The following is a 22,999-nucleotide window of genomic DNA, read 5'->3' on the forward strand; positions in this document are numbered from 1 at the left end:
GTTGCCGGCTGCTACGGACGGTGGCCCACGACTTAAATTAGACCTCCCGCGGGCTGTACTGCCCCGATAACGGGCCCTCACACCTGAGCGCGCAGCCTGGATTGGAGATGACCCGTTTTTTCGGACAGCACCTATCTTGAACCAAAGGAGGTGCTCACCATGGCTAAACATCACATGCCGTATGCCGCGGCCTTCCGGCAGCAAATGGTTGACCTGGTCCATGCAGGTCGTCGACCGGAGGATCTGGCCAAGGAGTTCGAGCCCACGGCTCAGACCATCTACGGCTGGGTCGCCCAGGCCGAACGTGACGCAGGCACACGTCATGACGGCCTGACCAGTGCCGAGCACCAGGAACTCACGCGGCTACGCCGTGAGAACCGGCAGCTCAAAATGGAGAGGGAGATACTGGCAAAAGCCGCGGCCTGGTTCGCCCGGGAGACCGACTCGCTGCCCGACAAGGGTACGAATTCATGAAGGCGAACCAGGCTCGCTATCCGTTGTCCACCATGGCTCGGCTGCTTAAGGTCTCGCGCAGTGGCTTCCATGTGTGGAACGGGCGCTGCCCCAGCCCTCGTGTCGTGCGCGACAAGCTGCTGCTGGTGCAGATCCGCGATATTCACTCCCGCTCCTATGGCACCTATGGCGTGCCCCGCATACACGCAGCGCTGCTGCGTCAGGGGATCCGGGTGGGGCGCAAGCGCGTGGCCAGACTGATGCGTGAGGCCGGGCTGCGCGGGGCATGCCGGCCTCACTTCATCTGCACGACGCGCCGCGCAGCGTGGGCCAGACCCGCTGCCGATCTGGTGCAGCGGCACTTCCGTGCCGAGGCCCCCAACCAGTTGTGGGTTGCCGATGCGACCTACATTCCGACCGCAGCGGGCTTCTTCTATCTCACAGTGGTGTTGCGAGGTCGGCAACGCGATCTGCACCGAGGGAATGACGATTGAAGATCCACGGTCCATTGGGTAGGGGATGCTCCGCTGCGACTTCGCCGCGTTCGACCGCAAGCCTGAGCGTCTTGGGACTGATACCAATGAAGGCCGCAGCCTCGGTCAGATTCATCCATCCTTCGGCGGTCCGCTGCTCGCTTGAATAGACGGTAATCCGATGGTGACTACGCAGCGCGGTGACTCGTTCCTGTGTCCAGTAATTGCCGCGTCCGGTTCGCAGGTCATTGCGATTGAGTATGCTGGCGATCAGCAAATCGGGACAGATCCTGGCAAGTGAGCGTACGGCATCAACTGCTTCGCGGGAAGTATGAGAGGCGTTCTGTCCGCGGCGTCGCCGTGGCACCCGAACCTCGGTATGAACGCCGCCCTTCCAGTGGATCACAAGCACGATCTCGTTCGTTGCATTGTCCACATCGACGACCACTTCGTGGATCAACGTTCGTACAATGCGCTTCCTCAGGCGGGCATCGGAGTCTGGCCATATGGACTCCAGCGCTGTAGCAAGGTCGGCAAACTCCTCTGGCTTGGCTGGGAGGATCTGGCCGGATGCGCTTACCTGTTGCTCGATGCGCGATTGCAGTTCCTTGACTCTCAACAGGGCATCATTCCAGCGTCGCTCCAACTCGTCGGCGACCAGTCGATTCTCGGGGTCGGTAGCGTCATACTGCTTCTGCGCCCGCTGCGCGGCATAGCGGGCCGCCTGCAGATCTCGCTGCAGCGCAGCCAGCACCTCATCTTGTTTCCGGGTCTCTTCTTCGCGAGCCACGATAGCTGCCTCGATTGCTGCAGGTTGAACGACCTGAAGGATCGCCTGTGCAACGGCCGCATCGATGCGTGTGCCACCGAATGCGATACAGCGGGGCTGTCCTTTGTCCAGCCAGGCGCGATGACAGGAGTAGCGCAAGGCGTCATGCTGCTGGCCCGTGTAGTGTAGCGTGAGCTTGCTCGCGCAGCGACGGCACCGCAGCAGCCCTGCCAACAAGGCCTCCCCGTTCTTGGGCGCACCAGCATGTCCGGCCATCCGCACGTTGGCACTGATCGCGCGCTGGATTCGTTCGAACTCGTCCCAGGCAACATACCCATCATGAGCTTCGGGAATCAGAGCCAGCCATTGATCTCGCGGCTTGCGGCGATCACGCTTGCGTGGTTCTCCGTCTTCATAATGAATCGTGCATTCCGTTTTGCCGTAGGCATATGCGCCGCCGTAAATCGGATTGGTCAGGATCTGGTAGACCGTGCCGTAGCTGGGTCGCTTCCAGTGGATTTCTCCGCGCGGTGTGCACGCCGGAAGCTGCAGCCCGTGCTCAAGGAACCATAGCAGTGTCTGGCGTACCGAACCGATCGCACCGAACTGGCGGAACACCGACCGAATGGCCTCCTGCACACGGAGGTCTGGATCCTTCTCCAAGCGCTGGTCTTCGGTCTTACGGTAACCAACCGGCGCTGCTACGATGAGCTCACCTCGCTTGGCCTTCTCCCGCCGTGCTTCCAGCGACCGCTGACGCAGCAGGTCCAACTCGTATTCGTTGAGGCTACCCTTTAGCCCAAGCAGCAAGCGATCGTTGCTCTGTCGCGGGGCGTAAACAGTTTCCTGATCGACCAGCACAGTGTCGACGACTCGGCAGACTTCAACCAGTTGCTGCCACTCGCGACTGTTGCGTGCGAATCGCGACACCTCGCGCGCGGCAACTGCGCCGACGCGGCCAAGGCAAACCTCTGCCACCATGCGTTCGAATCCCGTACGCGTCTGTGTTCCAGACGCAGAGCGACCGAGATCCTCATCAATAACCTCGACCTCATGCCAGCCTAACTGGTGCAGACGATCCTGCATCGCATACTGCAGCTTCTGGCTTTCCAGGTTGTGGTTGACCTGGTACGCCGACGACTGACGGACGTACAGCACGGCTTTGCGCGCCAGATGCTGCGCTCTGATCTTGTCACTCATCATCGGCCTCCAGCTCGTGCGCGGTGGCGAGCAGCCCCCGTCGGTGTTGCCGCAGCAGTTGCGCCAGCAAGCGGATTGTCTGCTGTCGTACCTCCAGCGGCAGGGTTGCCCACTGGGGCGTCTTTGGACAAGGATGGAACAGGTCGAGTTGATTGCCCGGTAGCGGGCTCGTCACGCGTCGCATCAGCACCTCCTGCATGGGACAAAGGATGGTGCTGCGCTTGTACCATACCCGCTTGCACGGCAAGCGAGCTATCGGCCAGCAAGCGTTTCAACTCTCGGAGCGCTTCACAGTTGACGACGGGGGACGCTGCAGAGGTGAGGTGACTACAAACTATCGGATCGAACATCCACTGGGGCACCTCCAGCACGCGCGCCGACTCGAGCGAGTTCAGCGCACAGCGCAGAACGATCTCCCCGTTCTTCGTGACGGTGTTGAAAATCAACACCCTGCGACCATACCAGGGGTGCCAGCGATACAGAACTTCCCTTGAGTTGGTAATGTGGGCGTTGTGTTGTCTTGTACAACCCACATCGCCTGCACAGTGCGCTCGGATATCGCTCCCCGCAGGAATTTGAACAGCTACCGCCCGGGATCAGGCATCCGTCGCTACACCGGGCCTACACTGCCCCATCACAAGGAGACAACCCATCGAACTAAGATTCCAATGCAAATCTGTTCGATAAAACGGGGTAACCCCAGATGCCGCCGAGCGCCAGCGGTCCAACTTCAATGCGGGGGCGATCGGCGGTTCGGTGTTTACGCCGATGAACACCAGCTATCGCAACAGCGATTTCCGGCCGACCGCCGGCGCTTCGTTCCGCATGGTGCTGGACGTCGGCAACTGGGATACGTCGCGCGTGGTCAACACGCCGGGGCAGTCGGGCAACTCGGCCAGCTCGCATTACCGTGACCTGGCGCCGTAATGTGCAAAGGGCGAGTACTCCCCGCTGCTCTACACGCGCAAGGCAGTGGAGAAGGAGAGCCGTGAGCGGCTCGAACTGGTGCCGCAGTAAGGTGGCACCGCCGGCACCGCCGCATGCGTTTCCGGCAAGTGGCAACGGGTCATCCCACGTACCAGAGAATACTGACGAACTGGCACGCACTGCCCGCCAGCACAAACAGATGCCAGATGCCGTGGAAGTGCCGCACCTTCTCGTCAAAGAGAAAGAAGCCGATACCCACGGTGTAGAGCGCGCCGCCCGCCACCAGCCACCACAAGCCCGGCACCGGCAGCGCGGCCGTCAGCGGCCCAGTGGCAATCAGGACAAGCCAGCCCATCACTACGTAGATCAGCAGCGAGAAAACGCGCGTGCGGCGACCGATCCAGAGTTCCTGCGCAATGCCGATGGCGGCCAGCGCCCAGTTGATCCCAAACAGCGTCCAGCCCCAGGGACCGCGCAGCGTGACCAGCGCAAACGGTGTGTAGCTGCCGGCGATCAGAAGGTAGATGGCGCAATGATCCAGCCGCTGGAAGATGTCTTTGGCCGGGCCGCGCAGGCTGTGGTACAGCGTCGAGATCGTGTAAAGGAGGACCAGTGTGGTGCCGTAGACCACGGAGCTGACCACTTTCCACGCGTCGTGGTGCAGCGCCGAGGATGTCACCAGCACCGCCATGCCGGCGGCGGCGAGGATGGCCCCGGCCAGGTGGCTATAGCCATTGAAACGTTCTCCGCGATACATGCGCTGATCTCCGGAAAAGCTCGGTTGGCGCGCATTCGGGCGAATGCAAAGGCCCTATTCTGGCACGCGTGATCGGGTTCCGTTGCTTTGTCCTTTCTTGCTCCATGGCTTCATGATTGCTGCGCAGCAAAGCCCCGGGCATATCCGTGCAGAACCATTCGGCCTTGCGAGGACGGCGTCGTCGCCGTACCTCCGCTCGCTCATCGACAAGAAGTTCACGCCCTAGCGGTCGATCTCACCCTTGGGGAAACTATCCGGCTTCTATGAATCGCCCGACAACTGGGAGAAAATTGGCGTGCCGTTGGACCGTGGCGTGGTAATTCGTGAACCTACACCGAGTCCGAGAATCCGAAACGAACTCATGCACTTCGATCCCGACGGCATAACCTCCCAACGATCATGAAAATCTGTTCGCCTTCGTCCAGTTTCCCCACGACATCCGACGGTTGAGAAGGCAAGCCTGATCGCCAAGCAAATCTCAGGCAATCTACCCAAGGCGAACAAGGGAAGCCGGCCGCCTATCGCAGCACCATGGGCCGCGTGGCCCTTCCCATAGCGCGTATAAGCGCCGTAGTGTCATGGTTCCCTCGAGCGCCATGTCGGCACGTGGCCAACGGTCGTTCCGGAGCGTTGATCTGTTGTTCAAGGGTGATCGACGAACGTCGGCGAAGGGATAGAACTGGGCTTCGACGAATGTCCATTTGGATTCGGAATTAGCCATTCATTTCGCGACGGCCCGATTGACCGCTGGGGTGGCTAGAGACAACAGGCGTAAGTTCGAGATCGTGAAACTATTAGGGGACTTCCATTCGTCGCTGTCACCTGCGAAGTCCAGCCTCCATCCCCTCCCCTTGGATCGCCTACCTTTGCACCATCCTCCGCAGATAACGGCGCGTTATCGGGCCTTATTGCCGCGCCCTGGAACGCTGGCGTCACGTGAATCCTGTCCACGCGCCTGCGAATCTGGAGGGAGCGCAGCGGCAGTAGTCGACCGGATGTGTCGTTGGTCGGCATGATCACTCTGTCAATCGAATGTCGGCTCCAGCCACGCCAACGGACTGCCATTCCGGAAACCTTGCCACTTGTCGCCATTGAGCGTGTATCGGGATCGGTCATCGAGACCTGGCCATCTGGCAGCGTCTTGAGCCTTCCTTTATCCGCTCAACGCTATACATCTGCTGACGCATGCGCGATCTTCTCGCGCAGTCGAGTCGTCTTGGCCGATGTGATTCCCGCACAAAAAGTTTTGCTTACTTTTTGGCGGAGTGCGGCGTGTCCTTGCCTTCTGCGAGAAGGGTGTCAACAATGTGAATTCCGTCATTCATAGCCGCCCGCTCAGCGTCGCCGAGCGACCCCCAGTGCTCGCCGGTGACAGGATAGACGCGTCCCAATTCGGAACACGGCGTGCAGTTTTCGACACAAATAACAACAGCGGCACTGTACGTCCGGGCCGGACGGCCCTCACAAAGTTTCCGAGACGCTTCGTACCGATAAACGACGGGATAAATGTCGTACCCCTTGTAGTTGACACAGTCCACGACTAACTCCATAGGGGCGGGCGTCCACTCTACACCCAATGCGCTCGCCGCCCTCATTTTCGGCAGTCAAAGCGCGCCTTCCAATGCCATGTGGAGGATCAAGTATCACGTCAAGCGCTGCTGGACGAGAAAGCGGCAATGCGATGGCCTTCTCCGGAGAGGAGCGCGGTCACCGAAACCGAGCTGGGCAAACCGTACGGTATCCCCGCCGTCCGACAGGAAGGTGACCGGCTGACTGGGTTGCACACCCTCACGAAGAAGGAAATTCCACATACGATCGGCCAGCCGGTCGGCGCTCCAGCTTGTGCACGTAGGTAAAACTATGCCCGCCATCCTGATCCCGCAGGGACTTCCCGACAATCACTTCAAACCAGCCGTCCTGGCGGCGCCGGTGTCCAGCCCGCCGAAGGAAGCCGCCGTCAATGCCAACCGCGCGGACCGGACTGGGCTCGGGGATCTCGGGCGAGCGGACGCTCGCCTCCACCTCCGCCTGCTGCCGCACGTCGGTTGCCTGCTCCGCTTCCAGCCGGCGACCGACCTTGGTGACCTGGCGCCGGATCGAGCTGGCTGCCAGGATCGAGCGGCAATACTTCCTGCAGGACGTTGACGGTCAGACCATACGACATCAACGCTGCAAACTTCACCTCGAGATACTGCAGTTCTGGACTGACCCGCTTAGGCAAGCAGTTAGCGACCGGACTGAAGCTAGGGGCGTCGCCTTGGCACTGCCGGCAGGGGTACAGCCTCGGACTGTCAATCGACAGCCGTCCGAACGCGCTACGGAAAACCAAGTGACGGTGGCCCTTGCAAGCCAGCTGCGCCCCGCACGTGGGACAAACGCTGGTCCGGGCAACTGCCTCGGCAACCTGTGCCGTGACCATCGTGCGCTGCAGCCGGCCCAGCAATGATTTCGCCTCCTCCAGATGCAGCCCCAGCGAGCCCACATCAAGGCCATCTCTCTCGAACTGGGCTATCTCGGTGACGGTGGCTGGCGCGCCTCCATCGTCCTGCACGACGAGTTGCAAGCTGATACGCATGGCCGCCCTCCTTCCTTGGACGCTGCGGCGACCAGTCTACCCCTCGAGCTCTCGCAGCCGATCATTGACGATCCGACGATCAAAGCGACGATCCAGCCAAATCAGCCACCCATCGACCTCGTCGCGCAGGTCTTCCAGCACGATTGGCCCTTCGCGCAGTGACTCGATCCAATCGACGAACTCATATTCACTGTGTTCGTCCCTGGCCTCCAGATCCCTCTCGATTCCGCCAATGTCCTCGGGCGGGCATGGCCCGCAACCCGCCACGCAACGCGGCAACTGGCCAGGTCGCTGCCGCAGCATACGCCGCTCCAGGCGTATCTCGTGGCGCCACCACGCGTTGAAGTCATACACATAGACGAAGCCTTCGTGTTCTCGGAGATGAAACGCGGTCAGCGGCAGTTCGCTGGCGACTGCGCAGAACTGCAAGACGCCCTCCTGAGCCTCGCCGTAACGCCTGCCACGAATACTGAACGTGTGCAGATGTTCGTCGGCCCAGCCAATGACGACCTGGATGACATGGTGCAATCGCCCGAGCGTAAAGTGCTCGGGAACGAGGACGCGTCGCCAAACCGGCGGGCTCAGGCCGCGCAGAGCAATTCGAAGTTGAAGGACGGAGATCGCCGGTCCAGGATCGGGAGCCATGCGCGCATTGTAGGTGCCTCATTGGCCTCTTAGTAGCGGTCCGGCCGTCAGCCCCCGTCTTGGCGCGCTCTCCAACTTCAGCAGCCGCGACACCGAGTGCGTCGCGGTCTCGTCGCGCAACATGCGATGTGTGGCGAGCTTGGAAGCGGGTGACACCACCCGCGCCACCAGCAGTGCCATCACCACCGAGCGCAGCGCGGCCGGTGCCGAGGCAAACCACTGCTCGGCGCCGCAGGCGCGCGCCGCGCCAAGCACGGCGGCCACGTGTCCGTGTTGCAGGCTGCGCTCGATCACGAAGGCCTCATCGGCGGCCGACACCGCGACGCCACCGCGTAGCAGCACCTTCAAGCCTTCAATGACCTCGGCGGGCAGCGACGAGAGAATTGGCGAGGGTGCGCTTCTTGACCGTGTTGCCGTCGCGATAGGACTCGCGCAGCAGGACGGCGGGGGGCGAGTTGCGGTTGGGGACGTGTTCGATGTACATGAACACTTATTCAAGCAAAAATCCGCCGAAACGCATTAGAAAAACACTAATTTACATGGCTACATAATAGGCGCAAAAAATGACCAAAGCCCAGCGCCGACGCGGGTTCCGGCCATTCGAGAAGCCAAAGCTCGGACTAGTTATCAACGTTAATGACATTCAGGTCGATCATCTCGGGCCTAGATAGGTAATTCATCTCTGAAGCCTTTGACTTGGTTCCAAGGTCGACGATCCTGGGAGAGCCTCCCATCTCTAGCACGTATGCGCCCCAATTGGCGGCTTCCCGCGCGGCCGACTGCTCGATTCGCTGAATGACAGCCTTAATCGCTTCTCTATCGGGCTGTCCGGGTGTTGTGCCGTAAGCGTGGAGGATTCGCGCGAGCGTCCGATCAACCGCTTCGTCGCTACTGACCGACGTAGCCATATGGATGCCGTAGCGACCGCCTTCATCCACCCGCCGGGCGATCCCTCCCATGAAGATGTCGGCACACGAGCTTGCGCAACGAGCACCTTTCGGTATCCGCGTTGACAAGCCCGCACGCCGGATGGCTCTTCCCATCGCAAGGCCTTCAATCACCAGGCCACCACGAGAGTCCAGCAGGACCTCACTCACGGGCTGCGATTGGCGTAGCACGCGCTCGAAGCGTGCGGCGTCGCCCTCGGCAATCGCCCGTCCTCTGGGAAAGTCTGCCGATGCCGGTTCATCCCGAACGAGAAGCACCCTCCGACCTTGATACTGGATCAACTCCACTGAAACTGCTTGTGCGGCGGGAATGCTAAGAAGCATTGTCACCAAACATGCAGCTACCCATCTCCCGAAGGTGTGAATGGCTTCATTTTGGTTAGGCGACACGAGTGCGAGTTCCATTGCTATCACGACAGTAGGTGGCGACTTGTTTTGTTTCCTTCCCGGCGATGTACGCTACCTCGCGGACACTCTCACAATCGGTACGACCGGCAACCTGGGTCGGACCTATCGCCTGCGAGGATCCCTGGGCCTTTCCGTTCCAGGTGACCGTCGGCGCTGGCGTTGCCGTGACGTCGCGTTGTGCTGCTGCCCGCGCCTCGGCAGCGCGTTGTTCCGACTGCGCGCGGGCCGCCGCTGTTTGGGCGGCCGCGAGATCAGCACGACGCTGCGCCTCGATTTCCGCGTTTCGCTTCGCCAGTGCCTGCTGAACCGCGGCGTCGCGCTCTGCCATGGCGCGGCGGGAGGCCTCTTCAGCGCGCTGTCGATCTGCCTCGTCTAGCTTCGCGCCGATCGCAGAGCCGGCGAACAGGCCGACTCCCGCCCCGATGGCGCCGCCAATCGCGGCTCGTGTCGCCTTATTGCTGCTCTTGCTTCCAGTCGTTGCGCCGATGGCCGCACCGGTCACTGCACCGAGGGTCGCGCCGAGCGTGGCGCCGGTCTGCTGATTGGTCGCACAGCCCGAAGCCAATAGAACCCCAAGGGCTAGCGCACCCGCGCTTGCAAAAAACGACAATGGCCGCTGGCTCGCGGTCAAGGATTGCACTTCACGCGCGCTATCCATACTTTCCTCCATCGTCACTGCCAGTCGTACGGGCGCGCTGTCGCGGAGCCCGCGTTTTTTGTTCTTGCTGGTCAGGGCGTGGCCATCGGTCGCGGGCCCGGATTCGAGTGCCGCCCCAGGGTTGGGCTCGCTGTTGTTCCATACCACGCTCTCCCGCGAGGCCTGCATTACAGGCTCTCGACTCCCCCGGGATCGTACGCATCGCACATAGGTACGCAAAAGGGCACGGCTTATAGCCGTGCCCGCGATTTTAGACATGCGCCTTAGGAAGAGGTAAAGCCAACGGGTTGGGCGACATTCAACCTGATGGTCAAAACATGTCTTAAGACTAGGAGTTGTGGGGCCCTAGTGCAAGTCTCAGACATCAGACAAAGCCCTCGATTGGCCTGAAGGATCTTCGCTCTCGCCGCGTGGCGCACGGCATAACCATCCCACTTCGACCCCAGCCGAGGCTTTCCAATCGGCGCAACGCCGGATAGGGGCAGCCGTGCCACCGCTTTGGAAGCGGTTCCTAAGCGCAAGTCGCCCAGACTCGCCCAAATGAATGCTGGACCGTTGAGGTCCTCGTCCGGCCTTCCGGCCCCGACGGTCGGAGCGTCACAGTGCGACGCTAGTAAGCCGTATAGCCACAAGCAGGAAGGCTCTCGTCAGGGCCTTGCATCGTTAAGCCGTTGGCGAATCTGCCAGGCTAGCATGTCCACCGAGCGCGTGGCTGGAGCGAAACGAAAGCGACCTGGGGCGACCCACTGCCCCAGGCGCATCCATCCGTCGGGGAATATACAGACGTGCAGGTCATTGTTAATGACTACCACACCAGCTAAACCGGGATGGGTTGTTACTCCGTGGCATCGAATGCCGAGGCGCTCCAGATGACGTCGCACGGCACTTGCTCGCATGGCGGCTTACCCCGGTTGGACCGCCATTTTGCGGCGAACTCTAGGACGCGTCAGTTCGCGTGCGCACCGACAAGGTTTGTGCCAAGCGCAAAGCGCCAAAGCGCTCCCGTCCGCTGATCAGTCCGTGGACCGACAAGCGGCGGCTCCTCAGTCAATCCCTATTGTGATCTGCGTCGCAGCACTGACTTCCCTCCGATCACGGTTCTGATGCCGTAAGACGGCCAAGGCGCGAACGGCCGTTGAAAAAGAGACAGAAAGCCAAGACGGCGGCACCGTTCGCCGCCGTTACCTGGCAATTGAGCGGTCAGCCGACCGAGACTTGGATCCGCTGCGGTTGGGCTTCTTCGCGCCGCGGGATGGTCACCTTCAGCACGCCATCCTGCAGGTTAGCTTCAATGCGGGCTGCATCCAGATCCGGACTGAGCGCGAAGCTCCGCGCATAACGTGGCTGCCGGATCTCTGCATGTTGTACGCGCAATCCGGCCGGGGTCGGCAACAGGGCTTCGCCTTCGATGCGCAGGTTGGCGTCGTGGACGTTGACCTCCAGCTTCTCGCGCGGCACGCCTGGCAGGTCGGCCCACAGCGTAACGCCGGCGGAGGTCTCGTAGATGTCGACCGCCGGCACCAGCGTCGGTGCCTGCATGTCTTCGCGGCGCTGGGCAACGGAGCCCTGCCTGCCTTGGGGGTTTTGATCGCGCTGGGCGACGGGGTTCGATCCGTTCATGGCTTGCTCCTGATCTCAGCTGACAGTTATGGCACGCGGGCGCGACGCTTCGCGCTTGCCCACGCTGATCGAAAGGCAGCCGTTAACGTAACGCGCTTCCACCTTGTCCGGGTCGGCCGCCTGTGGCAGCTCAATCACGCGGCGGAATTTGCCCGCGAAGCGCTCCTGCGCGTAGGGCCGCGCCTCGGTGTCGCCCTCGGGCTGTACCGGGGCTCGCTCGCCGCTGATAGTCAGTAGGCCCTTGTCGATCGATACATCGAACTGGTCCGCCTTTAGGCCCGGCGCGAACAGCACGATCTCGATCGAGTCGTCAGTGATGCCCAGGTTGAGCGGGGGATACGCCCCCAATCGCCCGGACCGCAAGCTCGAAGGAAATCCGCCGAACAGGTTCGCCATCTCCCGTTGCAGCCGGTCCAACTCACTGAACGGGTCAGTCGTGAAAAAGAAGTCACTCATGGTCAGATCCTCCTTCTTTGCAGCGGGAAAAGTGAAGGCGTACGTGCCTGCCACCACCGCTGGCCTATCTAATCAATAGGAACACGCCGCGTCGCGTTGTCGCGACGACTGGGTAACCTCTAATTAGTGTTGGGCCAGGAAGATTTCAAGAGTCTTGAGCCGCATGCGCTGCGACTCATCATCGCCGCACTTCCGCTATCTGGCACTGCCCGAGCGATGCCGAATTCATGAATGAGGTCGCGCCAGCGCGACAGAAGGAAATTGGGGCTGGAAGCCTGGCGCAGAGCAAGGCTGATCCGGCCCCACGGCATCGGTTTGTGAATCAGCTCTTTACGGGGGCGCTTGCACCTCTGCACTGGCATTGCGGCCCACAGGCGCATCCAACTCCGCACTGACATTGTGGCCCGCAGGCGCACGCATTATGCTCGGCAGTTGTCTGGCATCCGCAGACGCAGCCGGCGCCGGGGCAAGCAGCGCATTCGCATGTGGATTGGGTAGTGGTATTCATGGCGATGGTCCTTTCTGTTGGAAACGAGACGCCAGTGTGCGACCACTGATTACGGACAGATTGAACGAAACGGCTAAATTTCGCCTAGACGCGCTGAACGCTAATGCCGCCGGCCAGCACGCCGACCATACGCTTAAATGTGCGGGACAAATGAGCGGAGTCCGCGAAGCCCCCGGCATGTGAAGCTTCGGTCAAGTTGTTGCCGGCAGCATATGACGCGATGGCAAGTTCGAGACGCAGCCAGAGTACGTAAGGCCGGAACCGGATGCCTGTTTCCTGTAGGAACAAATGGCGGAAGCGCTCGGGAGAGAGATGGACGGCATCCGCGATCTCGGGCATCGTGACCGCCTCGCCGATCCGTTCGCGCAGCACTTCAATGGCGCGCTCGATCCGCTTTTCGAGCTGCTTGGACGGCAAGGCCTGGTCCAAGGTAAGCCTTGCGATCACTGCGCGAGCGAGGGCGCTGAGGTCTCCGTCAGTGGCGTTTGCGTCATAGGCGGCGGCGATCGCCGCCGCCTGATCGGCGAAGGTGTCAGGGGCCAGCGATGCGATCCCTGTACTGAAGCGTTCCCTCAGAATCCGTCCTTCGCGCGATTCGGGTTCGGTGAAAATGAGCGCAACGAGCTCGCTGCGTGAGGTATGGGCCTGCAACGCCGTGTATGCCGCTGCCCATTTCGACTTTGCCCCCGTTCCGAGCGCCTGAACGTCGACAGCCGCCTGAGGTGCCGACGCGCCGCCGCTACCACGACGCACTGCGCGTTCAGCAGTTTCAGTTCTGGCGACGGCGCTATAAGCACAACGTTATCGTTCGCTATCGCCAGGCCCTGGCCGGGCCGGCGTCAGTGCATTTTGGCCCCCCCCCCCAGCCGCTCACCTTTGCTTGCGAGTCCGGCAGGGAAAGCGACAGCAGCAGCCAGACTCGGCCGTTCCTTGATGCGCAGGTGGCCGACTGCTTTGGCCGAGGGAGAGCTGATTGCCAGCCTCCCCCTGGATGACCGCTCCTCGCACCTCACCGGCCGGAGAGGGCTGGATGAGAAGAAGTTGAGTGGCAAAGCCGCCCCATCCTGATCAGGCCGAGCGCTCGTGTAGCTCGTTCTTATTGATGCTTTCGCGCAGGCTCATGGTGATCAATCCTCGATCGTTCATGGCGCGCTCCGGTTCCGGCTCAGGCGCTACCAGTATAGAGAGTCGGTCATCTGATCCTGGATCCACCCGATCGCCTCCGCCCGCTCATTGGTGGCTGTCATTGCTGTCGTTGCTATCGCTTCCGTCATCCGGATTCAGGGTTCTAGTTGGCGCCCCCTGCTTATTTGTAGTGGTCAAGTTATTTCGGACAGGCAGATAGGCTCTTTTACTGTCGATTTCGCCTCGTAGGCAGCGGGCGACAGATACCCTAGGGTTGAGTGCAAGCGCACCGGGTTGTAAAAGCCAACGATGTACTGGGTGATGTCGCGCCGTGCCTCGGCGTGGTTGGCATACTGACGCTGCCACACGCGCTCCATCTTCAGGTTCAGGAAGAACCGTTCCATCACCGCGTTATCCCAGCAATTGCCTTTTCGACTCATGCTGCAAACAATCTGATGGCGTCCCAGCAAGGCCTGATACTCCGCGCTCGCGTACTGACTGCCCCTATCCGAGTGCAGCACCAGTCCCGGCGCTGGCCTTCGTTGCTGCAGTGCCATGCTCAGTGCCGACATGACCAAGTCGGCCGGCATGGTCGGCGCCATCGACCAGCCCACGACCTTGCGCGAGTGCAAGTCCAGCACGACAGCCAAATACAGCCAGCCTTGAGCCGTGCGGATATAGGTTATGTCCGAAGTCCAGGCCCGATTCGGCTCGGCCACGTCGAATTGCCGGTCCAGCACGTTCTCTGCCACTGGCAGCGTGTGCTTGCTGTCAGTCGTCGACACGAACTTACGCTTCCAGGTCGCACGCAAGCCCGCTTCGCGCATCAGCCTACGAATCCGGTAACGGCCAAGGCGCATCCCTTGTTCCCGCACCGCATGCATGACACGCCGGCTGCCGTAGCTCGCGCCGCTCGCAGCGAACGCCGCCTTGACGTGGGTCTGCTCCTGCAGAGTCTTCCTGCTTGGCTTGGCGCGGCGGTGCGCATAGTAGCCCGAGCGGCTCACCTGCAATACCCGGCAGGCGTTACTGACCGATACGGCCTCCTGTTGCAAGTGGGCTACCACCCGGTAGCTCACTTCAGTTCGCGCGCAAAGAAGGCCGAGGCTTTTTTTAGTAAGGCGTTGTCCTCGCGCAGTTGCCGATTCTCCGCCTCCAGTTGCCGGATGCGCTGTTGTTCCGCCGTCAGCGGTTTGCCCACGCCAGGTCCGCCGGCGCACTCCGCATCGTATTGCGCCATCCAGCGCCGAACGGCCGTCTCACCAAGCTCCATCGACCGGCAAACCTCGCTGACCGATAATCCTTGGTCTCGCACCATCCGTACTACTTCCAGCTTGAAGCTGGCGTCAAATTGTCGGCGCCTTCTTGTCATCTATCTTTTTTCCTCGTCGATTCCGGATTGTCCTCCTATCGACCTGTCCGAGGAAATTAGACCACCACAATTGTCCTGCTGTTCGCCATTGCGATAGCGCCCCTTCCACCACTTCGCCGAAGCTCGAAACTCCAAATTCTTCAAGGCAATCAATTCAGAGGAGAACAGGCTTGTCGCTTAGCTCGTTGAGTTTGTTAGGCTGACAAGGAAAATGCTGCTCCAGATGCTGGCTGATGGCCTGGATGCCGGTAATGACACCGCGTCGATACTGTCTGCCTCGGAACGATGCTTCCATTGCTCTGCAGATGGTATCCCATTCGGGATCGCCGACCTTCGCATGGATGCCACGGTCGGCAACAATTTCGACGCTCCGGTCTGCTAGCAACAGGTAAATCAGGACGCCATTGTTGTGTTCCGTATCCCAGACGCGCGTCTGCGAGAAGACCTCAAGAGCGCGCTCACGTGCCGACAACCCCTGGAAAAGGCTCGCCAGACTCAGTGCGCCCTCCACAACAAAGCAAAGCTGCCCGATATGGTTGGTTTCGCTCGTTGCAATGGCTTGTTCGACGGTCGTCAGTACATCCTGTGGGAAGGCACGCCCGACCCGCCAGTGCGTCATCAGCAGATGCCTTGCGATTCGCTTGACGTTTTCCATCACCATTTGCCCGAGGCGCCACCGCCGCCAAATCCACCGCCACCACCGCCGTACCCTCCCCGTCCGGACCCGCTACCGAAACCGCCACGACCGCCAATGCCTCTCCAGCCCATATGTGATCCGCCGAACAGGGTAAAGACGAGCGCGATAGCGCCTGCCATAATCCCGACTGCAAGGGCACCAGATAACAACCAACCGATGATGCCGACTGCGCCGCCAGCGGCCACGGCCCCCGGGCCTCGACCCAGGAACGAGCGCAGTAGCCCGCCTAGTACCACCGTGAGCACAAGAATGACCGGCATGAGTTGGCGCACGGGGTCGCGCTCACCTCTTTCTCGCCGTGGAGGTGGCAAGGGCTCCCCATTGACAACACCCATTATGCGTTCTACACCGACTGTCACACCGGCATAGAAATCGCCTTGCCTGAATCGAGGAACGATGTCGTCGCTGATGATGCGTTTGCTCATGGCATCGGTCAGGACGCCTTCGAGACCGTAGCCGACCTCGATACGCATCGCTCGGTCGTCCTTCGCGATGATGAGCAGGGCTCCGTCATCCGCTCCTTTGCGCCCAAGTTTCCATTTCTCAGCCACGCGGATGGAGTATTGCTCAATGGCTTCGGGCTGCGTGGTGGGGACCAAGAGAACAGCAACCTGACTGCCTTTTTCGGCTTCAAAGGCCTGCAGCCTCTGCTCCAGCGCCGCTCGCTGCTCGCTGGTGAGAGTGCCGGTCAGGTCAGTCACACGTGCTGTCAGCGAAGGAACGGCGACATCCGCAGTGGCCCCCACAGATACACAGGCCAGAAGGATAAGAAGCAACCCTCTTACGGACAAATGCCACTTCACTTGGCACTCCCAGGCGCGCTTGCCGGCGCGGCACCGAATTCAACTCTTGGCGGCTTGGCAATAGTCGATTCGCTAGCTACCGTGAAATTTGGCTTCTCCTTGTAACCAAGGGCCATTGCTGTCAGGTTTGAGGGAAACGACCGAACAGTTACGTTGTAAGCCTGCACCGATTGAATATATCGATTTCTCGCGACAGCTATCCGATTCTCTGTGCCCTCTAGTTGGGACTGGAGGTCCCTGAATCCCGCGTCGGCTTTCAGTTGGGGGGAGCGGTTTTGAAAGCTGTGACGGAGGCGCGAGTGCGTGTTGGTGCCATCCAGGTCACTCCCGAGACTCTGAACGATCCGAAGGCAGTTGCCCAATTCCAGGCCGCTCAGCAGCAGTTGTCGGGGACCTTGCTAGGCTCCTGGTGGTCTCTTAGAACTATCCACACCCTGTGAGGCTGACTGCGATCAACGACGTAAAAAGCCAACCATACTTTGCACACAAGACACCTCCGTTCTGATGCAGCCTCCAAACGGCAGCCGTACAGCCTAATAACTCGCCTCAAAGCCAGCCCGAAAATGCCGCACCGCCGTCGAAGTTCGGTTCGCCATTTATCGTAGGCGGCGTCGACGGCCACTCTCTTGATTTGCCTCAAGGCCGACGGGGTCGGGCGCTGCAAATCGGCGTGCGCGCTCTCGCTTAGCCTTCCGTTCACGTGCACCAATGAGCATAAATTCGAGATTTTCGCCGAAAGCAAGTGCTTGGCAGCTTGTTCGAAATCGATGCCTAGAATGTCTGCATGCCGACCGCATGCAGGAGGTTGTGATGCCCGCCACGGAAAAAATTGCGTTGGCCATTGCCAGCGTGCCATCGCGGTCGAGAGAGCAAACCGAGATGTGCGAGCACAAAGGCATCGGACATCCGGACAGCCTCTGTGACGGGGCTGTCGAAGCTGCAGCTCGCGCGTTGTGTCGTGCCTACCTTGAGGCCTATGGAGCAGTCCAGCACTTCAATCTAGACAAGGCGCTGCTTATCGGCGGAGTGAGCGCACCAAAGTTTGGCGGGGGAAAAGTGCTGCGCCCAATGCGATTGTTGGTGTCCGGCCCGGTTACTGAACTTCCGTCGGCCAACGCCGAGCAAGTTGTCGAGCAAGCTATTCGGGAGTACCTGGCAACGTGCTTGGGTGGTGTCGGCAATGACATACGCATTGAGCCAATTTTGCGACCGTCAGCTCCAAACCTCCGGCGGGTGACTGAGTCCGCGTCTCTTCCCCTGTCTAATGACACATCCTTTGGCGTTGGCTATGCGCCACACTCCTCGCTTGAAAGAGCGGTGCTCTTGGCTGCACACCTTCTGCGCTCGCTCGCCAATAGCAGAAAGTTTGAGGCAGCGGGACTCGATTACAAGGTGATGGGGAGTCGCCTGGACGAGCATCAGCGCCTCACCATTGCACTGGCGTTTGTGGATCGATGCGTGCGCGGCGTCCCTGAGTATTTCACGCACAAGGAGGAGATTGGGTCGCATCTAGCCGCGCACATCGGCATTGAGTCTGAGATTGTCATCAATACTCTGGATAATCGAGATGCTGTCGACGAAAGCGGGATTTACCTGACCGTCACCGGCTTAAGCGCTGAGCATGGGGATGACGGCCAGGTCGGACGTGGGAACCGAGTCAACGGCCTGATAACACCCTATCGGCCAATGTCTCTGGAGGCGGCAGCGGGAAAGAACCCGGCGTCACATGTCGGCAAGCTCTACAACGTGCTCGCCCACCGGTTGGCCGCGCAGATCCATGCAAGCATTGATGGCGCGGATGAAGTTGTCGTCCGGCTTCTCTCTGGAATTGGACGTCCCATCGACCAGCCCCAACTGGTTGCCGTCGATATCGTGGCCGAGCATACCCTTTCCCCCGCTCAGGAGCACCAGATTCGTGAACTCGCCACGCAACGGCTTGCCGAGCTCCCTGCCTTGGTCGATGAGCTAGTCCACGGCACGGTAACGGTCTTCTAGGTCCCCGATCTCGGGCCGCAGGAAGCTACGCGGCGCCTCGCCAGATTCACCGCTGGCCAGCAACATGCGCTCACCTAGCGGCTGCGTGTGCCGTTCTAAGTTCATTCCAAAGCCGACGCCCACAGCGCCGTTAGCGGGCTGTGGAGTACTTGACTTACATCAAGGAGCAAATCGCTTGGTCGCGCACCATAACAAGAGAAATTGCCAGCTGCAGGTCCTCCTAATCGCCCCAAATGAGAGGATGGAATGCCGACCAGGTCTGCTACCCCATTTGCCGGGAATAACGGAGCTACCGACGCCCAGACAGTCCCAATGACGACCGAGGACCCGGTTGCCTCCACGCAACTCGTACGTGACCCCGTTTGTGGCATGGAGATTCCTCCACAGGAGGCCACTGCCAGCACGGAAGTTGACCAGAGGCGGTATTGGTTCTGCTCTCCGCACTGTGAACGGGCCTTCCTCGCCAACCCGGCGAAATATATCCCTCATCCCGTTGATGCACGCAGTTCATCCGAACCCTCGGGTAGTGCTAAGTCACCGGTCAGCACTCCTACACCTACGGCGGCAACGTCCGCGCTTGCGTCCAGCGCCGCCAAGCAACTCGCCAAGGACCCCATCTGTGGAATGATGGTGGACAAGGCTACGGCCCTGTCTGCCGAGCGTGGCAACCGCAAGTATTATTTCTGCAGCGAAAGCTGCCTTCGGACCTTCGAGTCGCCAGAGAGCGAGTTGAAAGCCATGAAGACGCGCGTGACGATTGCCCTCACGGGCGTCCTCGCGCTGGCGGTGCTGCGGGCCGGAGCTTTCCTGGCGTTGGCGGCTGGCGCAACCCTCCTGACATGGGCGCCAATTCCGGCCTTGCCGTGGTTCACCTGGGGGATGTGGCTATTTCTCCTCGTCACGCCAGTGCAGTTCGTTGGCGGCTGGAGCTTCTACAAGGGGGCGTGGAACGCCGTCCAAACGCGCAACATCAACATGGACTTTCTCATCGCCCTGGGGACGTCCGTCGCGTACTTCTATAGCGTGGTAGTTCTGTTCTTCCCGACCTGGCTGCCGGTAGAGGTTGAGGAGCGGGATGTCTACTTCGAGGTGTCGGCAGTAATCATTGCCTTCGTGCTACTGGGCAAGTACATGGAGGAAATTATCAAGAAGAAATCGTCGGCCGCAGTACGGCGATTGCTCGACCTACGCCCCGCCCTCGCGCATGTACTGCGTGATGGGAAGGAAGTGGAAATCCCGGCGGAGAGCATCATGGTGGGCGAAGCGGTCGTCGTGCGCCCGGGGGAAAAGATTCCTACCGACGGCAAGATTATCGAGGGTGAGACCAGCGTTGACGAATCGATGCTGACCGGTGAGTCAATGCCCGTTGAGAAGAAACCAGGTACGGCAGTCATCGGCGGCACCCTCAATCGCAGCGGGGCCTTCACCTTCCAGGCCACAAAAATCGGCGCCGACACCGCGCTGGCGCAGATAATCAGGATGGTCGAGGACGCTCAGGCCAGTACTGCGCAGATTCAGCGGATTGCCGACCAGGTCACCGGATACTTTGTGCCGGCCGTTGTCTCGGTGGCCGTGCTGGCGCTGGTTGGATGGTCGGTAGCAGGTCACTTCCCCCATGGGCTCCTCGCGTTTGTGGCGGTGCTGATCATTTCGTGTCCGTGCGCTCTAGGTGTTGCAACACCGGCAGCACTGATGGTCGGTGTCGGCAAGGGCGCAGACAATGGCATTCTGATTCGCGGCGGCGAGGTGCTTGAGCGCGCCGAAAAGCTCACGACGGTCGTCTTTGACAAGACAGGAACGATTACACGCGGAGAGCCCACCGTCACTGATGTCATCTCGCTGTCGAACCATGAGGAATCAACGCTATTGACCTTGGCTGCTGCCGTCGAGAGTGGGTCAGAGCATCCGCTGGGCGAAGCCATCGTCCGCGCCGCGCAACATCGCGGCCTGACCATCCCGAAAGCCAACAGTATCGTGGCCCTGTCAGGCATGGGTATTCAAGGTCAGGTCGACGGTCAGCAGGCCTGGCTAGGCAATCGGCGCCTATTTGCGCGTCAAGGCATCCCGACTGACGCGGCCGAACCCCTACTGAGGAAGCTCGAAGCCGATGGCAAAACGGCCATGCTGGTCGGCGCGGGTACACAACTGCTCGGCCTGGTGGCTGTGGCCGACACAGTGAAACCCGAAGCGACCGAGGCGGTCGAGGCATTGAAGGCGCGCGCCATCAAGGTTGTGATGCTGAGCGGTGATAACCGTCGTACCGCCGAGGCAATCGGCCGGCAGGTTGGTATTGAGCACATCATTGCCGAGGTGATGCCAGAAGACAAAGTCGAGACTATTCACGCCTTGCAAGAACAAGGTGAGGTCGTGGCCATGGTGGGAGACGGCGTCAATGACGCACCGGCGCTTGCTGCAGCGGACATCGGCATTGCCATCGGGTCCGGCTCGGACGTCGCTAAGGAGACTGGCAGCATCATTCTCATCCGCGATGACGTGCGTGATGTGGTCGCCTCCATCCAACTGTCACGGGCGACGATGCGCAAAATCAAGCAGAACCTCTTCTGGGCTTTCATTTACAACACCATCGGCATCCCGGTGGCAGCCCTCGGACTCCTTAATCCCATCCTGGCGGCCGCAGCGATGGCGTTGTCGTCATTGAGTGTAGTTGCCAACTCGGCGCTCCTCAAACGTGAACGGCTTGGCTCCGGCGTTGCCGGCTAGGAGGCGAGATGAAACACGCACTGGCATGGACATGCGCTGCACTCGCGACGCTGCTCGCGGCCGCTATCGTCTACCGGTTCGGGCTGACACCGCTCACCATACTGGTTGGCCTACTCCTGCTGTCCTGTCCAGTCATTGTGGTGTGGGTCAGCTTTCGCCTTTCGCGACAGTGCGAGCGCGATATTCGAAACGCCGTCGAGCGTGAGCTCCAGGACAAACGTTGAAGAGAGGGCCTAACGATGAACTGGCTATCACAAAACCTCAATTGGGTCCTGCTTAGCGGAGCGAGCCTCGTCGCGCTGATAGCGTGGCAACGATTCAGAACCAATCCGGACCGCAGGCAACCAGGAGCACGACTCCACTGCTCGCTACCCCGTCACCCGCAAGAAGGTCGATATAGCGCACGCCATTATGGCTAATTTCGAAGGCAGGACGTTCTTCTTCGAATCCGAAGCTTCCCGCACCGTCTTTCAGCAAGACCCCGCGAGATACCTACACCGGCGTCATCACCATCACGGCTGCTGCTAGCAAAACAGCTTCCACAGTGGTCTCGCCATCGGAGGAGACTATGAATCACGATCACCTCAATCATGAGCGGCCGGAAGACGCGCGGCGATCGGTGTCCAGGTCCAAACTGGTCATGATTGGCTTTCTTCTGGTGATTGGCTACTTCCTCTGGACTGAACATCAGGCGCACGTCATTCAGTTCCTGCCCTTCGTCCTGCTGGCCGCTTGCCCGCTGATGCACATGTTTATGCACAGTGCACATGGGCACGGCCACGGTCGTGAACGAGATGAGGGGACCAAGGATGTGAACACCAAAGGAGAACGATAATGCAACCCGATACGCAATCCAGCTACGGTCTGTGGTCGTTGGTGATTATCAACTCCGTCGTTTTCATCATGTTTGCCTTCAGCTTCACCAAGCCTAAGACCACGCGTGACTGGCGCTCCTTCGGAGCTTTCTCGGCATTCATTGTGGCACTCTTTACGGAGATGTATGGCATTCCACTGACCATCTATCTCCTGATGCCGTGGCTGTCGGCGAAGTTCCCGGGTATCGATTTTCTCTCCCACGATGCCGGACATCTTCCGGAGATGATTTTCGGATGGCGCGGCAACCCACACCTGGGGCCGTTTCACCTCGCGAGCGACATTCTGATTTTTGGCGGCTTCATCATGCTGTCTTCCGCCTGGAGGGTCCTGTACCTGGCCCAGCAGAAGCACAGCCTCGCGACGAGCGGGCTTTACACACGCATGAGGCACCCTCAGTACGTCGCATTCATCCTGATTATGTTCGGCTTCCTGCTCCAATGGCCAACCATACTCACTCTGGTGATGTTCCCTATCTTGGTCTGGATGTACGTTCGGCTGGCCAAGGCGGAGGAGCAGGACGCTTTGGCCGAGTTCGGGCAGGAATATGAGGAATATCGCCGAAAGACACCAGCGTTCATTCCCCACATCTCAGGCGGAGATGTTCCTCGGACGCGGCCTCATTGAACTCAATCGTAATCTCCCCTGCATGCGGAGGCTGACATGAAGCCCTTCAAAACCGGTGTGACGCTATCTGCCACCGTCGTGCTCTTCTACGCTCTCTGCACGCTCGTATGGATGGCACTTCCCGAGTCTTTCATGAACTTCATGAATGCGCTTTTTCACGGACTCGATTTCCGACGCCTTCAAACGGGCCAGGCGTTTTCGTGGTGGTCCATCATCTACCCGGCCTTGGTGTTTGCGGTCTGGTTCTTTGCTGCCGGTGCATTCTTTGCGTGGTTACACAACAATCTCAGGGAAGAGAACTGACCTAATCTGGACTGCCGATATTGCCTACAAGGCGTAGCGGCTTGAGCGCCTTGAATGTCGCCGGGTCACTTTACTCCAACCGCAGCG

Annotated in this window: 20 protein-coding genes and 6 pseudogenes; 9 read left to right on the top strand and 17 right to left on the bottom strand. The window is 60.3% G+C overall.

The window, feature by feature from the left end; translation table 11 throughout:
* Positions 1-159 precede the first annotated feature (159 nt).
* Positions 160-474, top strand: coding sequence for a transposase (locus CTP10_RS33570; protein WP_116324095.1), 315 nt, complete (start codon positions 160-162; stop codon positions 472-474).
* Complete coding sequence (locus CTP10_RS33575; RefSeq protein ID WP_271816223.1) at positions 471-947, top strand: IS3 family transposase; 477 nt, start codon at positions 471-473, stop codon at positions 945-947. The genes CTP10_RS33570 and CTP10_RS33575 overlap by 4 nt, the downstream gene beginning before the upstream one ends.
* Here CTP10_RS33575 and CTP10_RS33580 read toward each other — a convergent pair.
* Positions 892-2,898, bottom strand: a complete 2,007-nt coding sequence (locus tag CTP10_RS33580) for a recombinase family protein (protein ID WP_116323797.1) — start codon at positions 2,896-2,898, stop codon at positions 892-894. The genes CTP10_RS33575 and CTP10_RS33580 overlap by 56 nt on opposite strands.
* Positions 2,888-3,079: a hypothetical protein gene (locus CTP10_RS33585; RefSeq protein WP_147316340.1), complete on the bottom strand. Its 192-nt coding sequence runs from the start codon at positions 3,077-3,079 to the stop codon at positions 2,888-2,890. The genes CTP10_RS33580 and CTP10_RS33585 overlap by 11 nt, the downstream gene beginning before the upstream one ends.
* A gap of 524 nt (positions 3,080-3,603) precedes the next feature.
* Between CTP10_RS33585 and CTP10_RS33590 the strand changes: the two are divergent.
* A pseudogene (locus CTP10_RS33590) lies at positions 3,604-3,912 on the top strand (penicillin acylase family protein); the annotation flags it as partial.
* 49 nt (positions 3,913-3,961) lie between these two features.
* Here the strand turns inward: CTP10_RS33590 and trhA are convergent.
* From trhA to CTP10_RS33660, 15 genes and pseudogenes are all read right to left on the bottom strand, one after another.
* Positions 3,962-4,579 (bottom strand): PAQR family membrane homeostasis protein TrhA, encoded by a 618-nt coding sequence (trhA, locus tag CTP10_RS33595; protein WP_116323795.1) that lies wholly within the window; start codon positions 4,577-4,579, stop codon positions 3,962-3,964.
* Positions 4,580-5,641: 1,062 nt separating this feature from the next.
* A pseudogene (locus tag CTP10_RS41385) lies at positions 5,642-5,797 on the bottom strand (IS5/IS1182 family transposase); the annotation flags it as partial.
* A 488-nt stretch (positions 5,798-6,285) separates the two neighbouring features.
* Positions 6,286-6,556: pseudogene (locus CTP10_RS41390) on the bottom strand (ISKra4-like element ISBte1 family transposase); the annotation flags it as partial.
* A 74-nt stretch (positions 6,557-6,630) separates the two neighbouring features.
* A pseudogene (locus CTP10_RS41395) lies at positions 6,631-7,154 on the bottom strand (ISKra4-like element ISBte1 family transposase); the annotation flags it as partial.
* 36 nt (positions 7,155-7,190) lie between these two features.
* Positions 7,191-7,799, bottom strand: coding sequence for a plasmid pRiA4b ORF-3 family protein (locus CTP10_RS33605; protein ID WP_116323791.1), 609 nt, complete (start codon positions 7,797-7,799; stop codon positions 7,191-7,193).
* A gap of 72 nt (positions 7,800-7,871) precedes the next feature.
* Positions 7,872-8,283: pseudogene (locus tag CTP10_RS41400) on the bottom strand (IS1634 family transposase); the annotation flags it as partial.
* A gap of 136 nt (positions 8,284-8,419) precedes the next feature.
* Positions 8,420-9,151: a hypothetical protein gene (locus CTP10_RS33620; RefSeq protein WP_116323789.1), complete on the bottom strand. Its 732-nt coding sequence runs from the start codon at positions 9,149-9,151 to the stop codon at positions 8,420-8,422.
* Positions 9,126-9,980 carry a glycine zipper domain-containing protein gene (locus tag CTP10_RS33625; protein ID WP_158577775.1) on the bottom strand — a complete coding sequence of 285 codons (855 nt, stop codon included), beginning with the start codon at positions 9,978-9,980 and terminating at the stop codon, positions 9,126-9,128. The genes CTP10_RS33620 and CTP10_RS33625 overlap by 26 nt, the downstream gene beginning before the upstream one ends.
* Before the next feature lie 1,032 nt (positions 9,981-11,012).
* The gene (locus tag CTP10_RS33630; RefSeq protein WP_116323787.1) at positions 11,013-11,432 is read right to left on the bottom strand and encodes an Hsp20/alpha crystallin family protein; all 420 of its coding nucleotides are present in this window, start codon (positions 11,430-11,432) and stop codon (positions 11,013-11,015) included.
* 15 nt (positions 11,433-11,447) lie between these two features.
* Positions 11,448-11,888 carry an Hsp20/alpha crystallin family protein gene (locus tag CTP10_RS33635; RefSeq protein WP_116323801.1) on the bottom strand — a complete coding sequence of 147 codons (441 nt, stop codon included), beginning with the start codon at positions 11,886-11,888 and terminating at the stop codon, positions 11,448-11,450.
* Between the two features lie 592 nt (positions 11,889-12,480).
* Positions 12,481-13,047 (bottom strand): helix-turn-helix transcriptional regulator, encoded by a 567-nt coding sequence (locus CTP10_RS33640; RefSeq protein WP_233528470.1) that lies wholly within the window; start codon positions 13,045-13,047, stop codon positions 12,481-12,483.
* 668 nt (positions 13,048-13,715) lie between these two features.
* Positions 13,716-14,893 (bottom strand): IS3 family transposase gene (locus CTP10_RS33645; RefSeq protein ID WP_199414752.1). Its coding sequence is split into 2 segments (ribosomal slippage): positions 13,716-14,626 and positions 14,626-14,893, totalling 1,179 coding nucleotides; the frame shifts between segments, so codons are not numbered across the junction.
* Positions 14,894-15,047: 154 nt separating this feature from the next.
* Positions 15,048-15,548 carry a TPM domain-containing protein gene (locus CTP10_RS33650; RefSeq protein ID WP_116323800.1) on the bottom strand — a complete coding sequence of 167 codons (501 nt, stop codon included), beginning with the start codon at positions 15,546-15,548 and terminating at the stop codon, positions 15,048-15,050.
* Positions 15,548-16,366 carry a TPM domain-containing protein gene (locus tag CTP10_RS33655; RefSeq protein ID WP_376790714.1) on the bottom strand — a complete coding sequence of 273 codons (819 nt, stop codon included), beginning with the start codon at positions 16,364-16,366 and terminating at the stop codon, positions 15,548-15,550. The genes CTP10_RS33650 and CTP10_RS33655 overlap by 1 nt, the downstream gene beginning before the upstream one ends.
* Positions 16,367-16,389: 23 nt before the next feature.
* Positions 16,390-16,704 (bottom strand): annotated as a pseudogene (locus CTP10_RS33660) (LemA family protein); the annotation flags it as partial.
* Positions 16,705-17,203: 499 nt separating this feature from the next.
* Between CTP10_RS33660 and CTP10_RS33670 the strand changes: the two are divergent.
* The 6 genes from CTP10_RS33670 (at position 17,204) to CTP10_RS33695 (ending at position 22,912) form a co-directional block, all read left to right on the top strand.
* Positions 17,204-18,388, top strand: coding sequence for a methionine adenosyltransferase (locus CTP10_RS33670; RefSeq protein WP_116323799.1), 1,185 nt, complete (start codon positions 17,204-17,206; stop codon positions 18,386-18,388).
* A gap of 312 nt (positions 18,389-18,700) precedes the next feature.
* Complete coding sequence (locus CTP10_RS33675) at positions 18,701-21,109, top strand: heavy metal translocating P-type ATPase (protein ID WP_116323798.1); 2,409 nt, start codon at positions 18,701-18,703, stop codon at positions 21,107-21,109.
* Between the two features lie 8 nt (positions 21,110-21,117).
* Positions 21,118-21,333: a hypothetical protein gene (locus CTP10_RS33680; protein WP_116323783.1), complete on the top strand. Its 216-nt coding sequence runs from the start codon at positions 21,118-21,120 to the stop codon at positions 21,331-21,333.
* A 344-nt stretch (positions 21,334-21,677) separates the two neighbouring features.
* Complete coding sequence (locus CTP10_RS33685) at positions 21,678-21,944, top strand: DUF2933 domain-containing protein (RefSeq protein WP_116323781.1); 267 nt, start codon at positions 21,678-21,680, stop codon at positions 21,942-21,944.
* Complete coding sequence (locus tag CTP10_RS33690) at positions 21,944-22,609, top strand: methyltransferase family protein (protein ID WP_116323780.1); 666 nt, start codon at positions 21,944-21,946, stop codon at positions 22,607-22,609. Before CTP10_RS33685 ends, CTP10_RS33690 begins: the two co-directional genes overlap by 1 nt.
* Positions 22,610-22,645: 36 nt before the next feature.
* The gene (locus CTP10_RS33695) at positions 22,646-22,912 is read left to right on the top strand and encodes a DUF5676 family membrane protein (RefSeq protein ID WP_116323779.1); all 267 of its coding nucleotides are present in this window, start codon (positions 22,646-22,648) and stop codon (positions 22,910-22,912) included.
* Positions 22,913-22,999: the final 87 nt, after the last annotated feature.

The sequence above is a fragment of the Cupriavidus sp. P-10 genome (genome assembly GCF_003402535.2).
Taxonomy (GTDB): domain Bacteria; phylum Pseudomonadota; class Gammaproteobacteria; order Burkholderiales; family Burkholderiaceae; genus Cupriavidus.